The 3,398-nt window shown below is 52.4% G+C and carries 2 rRNA genes; both read left to right on the top strand.

Annotated elements, in window-relative coordinates:
• Positions 1–126: 126 nt before the first annotated feature.
• Positions 127–3,036: ribosomal RNA gene (locus tag GJQ68_RS22930) — 23S ribosomal RNA — on the top strand.
• Positions 3,037–3,122: 86 nt separating this feature from the next.
• A 5S ribosomal RNA gene (gene rrf / locus GJQ68_RS22925) occupies positions 3,123–3,234 on the top strand.
• The last annotated feature ends 164 nt before the right edge of the window (positions 3,235–3,398 follow it).

The following is a 3,398-nucleotide window of genomic DNA, read 5'->3' as shown; positions in this document are numbered from 1 at the left end:
ATTGATCACATTAGGAGATCAGAAAGTTCATTGACATGTTGAGCGGAGAATGCAATGAGTTTATTACCAATTAATTGGTATTAGACTGGAAATACCCCTTCGTGTTTGCAAAAGGGCACGGAGGGAGTTTAAGTGAATAAGGGCGTACGGGGGATGCCTAGGCTCCGGGAGGCGAAGAAGGACGTGCCAAGCTGCGAAAAGCTGTGGGGACCGGCACAGGCGGATTGATCCACAGATGTCCGAATGGGGCAACCCATCCTGATTTATCAGGATATTGATTTATTTATAGATCAAGGCGAACGTGGGGAACTGAAACATCTAAGTACCCATAGGAAGAGAAAACAAATAGTGATTCCGTCAGTAGCGGCGAGCGGACGCGGAACAGCCCAAACCCTGCCGGTTACGGCCGTCAGGGGGTTGTAGGACCCAATAATCTGAGTTGATTCAGACCCGAACCGATTGGGAAGTCGGACCATAGGGGGTGATAGTCCCGTAGGGGGATGAATGAATGAGGAGTGGGTATCCTGAGTAAGCCGGGACGGGAGAAATCCCGGCTGAAACTGCCGGCACCATCCGGTAAGGCTAAATACTCCCCGGAGACCGATAGTGAACGAGTACCGTGAGGGAAAGGTGAAAAGTACCGTGAATAACGGGGTGAAAAGAACCTGAAACCGTACGCCTACAAGCGGTCGGAGTGCTGACTTAGGTCAGTATGACGGCGTGCCTTTTGCATAATGAGCCTACGAGTTGCTCCTCACCGGCAAGGTTAACCGTGTAGACGCGGGGAGCCGTAGCGAAAGCGAGTCCGAACAGGGCGGAATAGTCGGTGGGGGCAGACGCGAAACTTAGTGATCTACCCATGGCCAGGTTGAAGCTCTGGTAAAACAGAGTGGAGGACCGAACCGATAAGCGTTGAAAAGCTTCCGGATGAGCTGTGGGTAGGGGTGAAAGGCCAATCAAACTGAGAAATAGCTCGTACTCCCCGAAATGTTTTTAGGAACAGCATCGGGAATTGTAAGACGGAGGTAGAGCTACCGATAGGACTAGGGGGAGTCACATCCTACCAAATCCTGACGAACTCCGAATGCCGTTTTACAGAACCGGTAGTGAGGGCTCGGGTGCTAAGGTCCGAGTCCGAGAGGGAAAGAACCCAGACCTACTGCTAAGGTCCCAAAATCCGCGCTAAGTTGAACAAAGGTGGTCCAGCTGCAGAGACAGCCAGGAGGTTAGCTTGGAAGCAGCTATTCCTTTAAAGAGTGCGTAACAGCTCACTGGTCGAGCGGCAGGGCGTCGATAATAATCGGGCATCAAGCGCGGTACCGAAGCAAAGGATTATACTGATTTAGATCAGATAGTGGTAGGGGAGCATTCCGGCGGCAGCGAATCCACTTGGTGATGAGTGGTGGAGCTTCCGGAAAAGCAAATGTAGGCATAAGTAACGATAATGGATGGGAACAACATCCACACCGTAAAACCAAGGATTCCTGATCAACGCTAATCGGATCAGGGTCAGTCGGGACCTAAGGATAACCCGAAGGGGGATTCCGATGGCAAATGGGTTAATATTCCCATACCGTCTATACAGGTGAGGGGGTGACGGAGCGTTGAAAGGCCCGCCCGGTGACGGAATACCGGGTTGAAGGGTGTAGGTATTTGAGCTGTAGTAAAATGCGCAGCTTTAGCCGAACCTGACAGTACCGAGCGTCTTCGGACAATCGGATAGTGGCCCTAAGAGCTTCCAAGAAAAACCTCTAGCGTTAAGCGTATAGATGCCCGTACCGCAAACCGACACAGGTGGTTGGGGAGAGTATCCCAAGGTGCTCGAGTGAATCATGGCTAAGGAACTCGGCAAAATGGCCCTGTAACTTCGGGAGAAGGGGCGCCTCCTCACGTTTCGGCGTGAGAGGCCGCAGTGAAAAGGCCCAGGCGACTGTTTATCAAAAACACATGGCTTTGCGAAATCGAAAGATGAAGTATAAGGCCTGACACCTGCCCGGTGCCGGAAGGTTAAGGGGGGACGTTATTGCGCAAGCGAGAAGCGTTGAACCGAAGCCCCGGTAAACGGCGGCCGTAACTATAACGGTCCTAAGGTAGCGAAATTCCTTGTCGGGTAAGTTCCGACCTGCACGAATGGTGTAACGATCTGGGCACTGTCTCAGCCATGAGCTCGGTGAAATTGTAGTCGCGGTGAAGATGCCGCGTACCCGCAACGGGACGGAAAGACCCCATGAACCTTTACTGCAACTTAACATTGGCATCGGGTACACGGTGTGTAGGATAGGCCGGAGGCAATGAAGCGGCGTCGCCAGGCGTTGTGGAGCCAACGTTGAAATACGGCCCTCTGTGTGCCTGGTGTCTAATCCCTTGACGGGGAGACATTGTTTGGTGGGTAGTTTGACTGGGGTGGTCGCCTCCAAAAGAGTAACGGAGGCTTCCAAAGGTTCCCTCAGCACGCTTGGTAACCGTGCGTGGAGTGCAATAGCAAAAGGGAGCTTGACTGCGAGGCGTACATGCCGGGCAGGGACGAAAGTCGGGTATAGTGATCCGGCGGTACCGAATGGAAGGGCCGTCGCTCAAAGGATAAAAGGTACTCTGGGGATAACAGGCTGATCTCCCCCAAGAGCTCATATCGACGGGGAGGTTTGGCACCTCGATGTCGGCTCGTCACATCCTGGGGCTGGAGAAGGTCCCAAGGGTTGGGCTGTTCGCCCATTAAAGTGGCACGCGAGCTGGGTTCAGAACGTCGTGAGACAGTTCGGTCCCTATCTGTTGCGGGCGTGGGAAGTCTGCGGGGGGCTGTCCTTAGTACGAGAGGACCGGGATGGACCGACCGCTGGTGTACCGGTTGTGGTGCCAACTGCACCGCCGGGTAGCTAAGTCGGGAAGAGATAAGCGCTGAAAGCATCTAAGTGCGAAACTCGCCCCAAGATGAGACTTCCAAACAGGGCCGTCAGAGACGATGACGTTGATAGGCTGCAGGTGTAAAGTCAGAGATGGCATAGCCGAGCAGTACTAATAGCCCGAAAGCTTAAACGTACACTTCCATCATTGCATTTTCCGCGAGACACTGTCAAATAAGAACAAAGACATATAGCTGCTTGTATCCGTACAAGCACTAAGACATAGGCGGCCCGGCGCAGGGGACCCACCTCTTCCCATCCCGAACAGAGAAGTTAAGCCCTGCAGCGCCGATGGTACTGGGGTTACACCCGGGAGAGTAGGTCGCCGCCTCATTTATTTAAAAGCCCTTTGGTTTATTCCAAAAGGGCTTTTTTTATGCCCTATCCCCAAAGCAAAGGCAATATTCACCACAGATAACACAGATTCGCACAGATATTTTGAGGCTCAGTAAAACTTATATGTTCTTATATATCTTATATGGTTCTCTTTTTTTTAAC

This window comes from Cyclobacterium roseum (assembly GCF_010119225.1).
In the GTDB taxonomy this organism is placed as follows: Bacteria; Bacteroidota; Bacteroidia; order Cytophagales; family Cyclobacteriaceae; genus Cyclobacterium; species Cyclobacterium roseum.
This window is presented reverse-complemented; position numbering and strand designations above follow the sequence as displayed.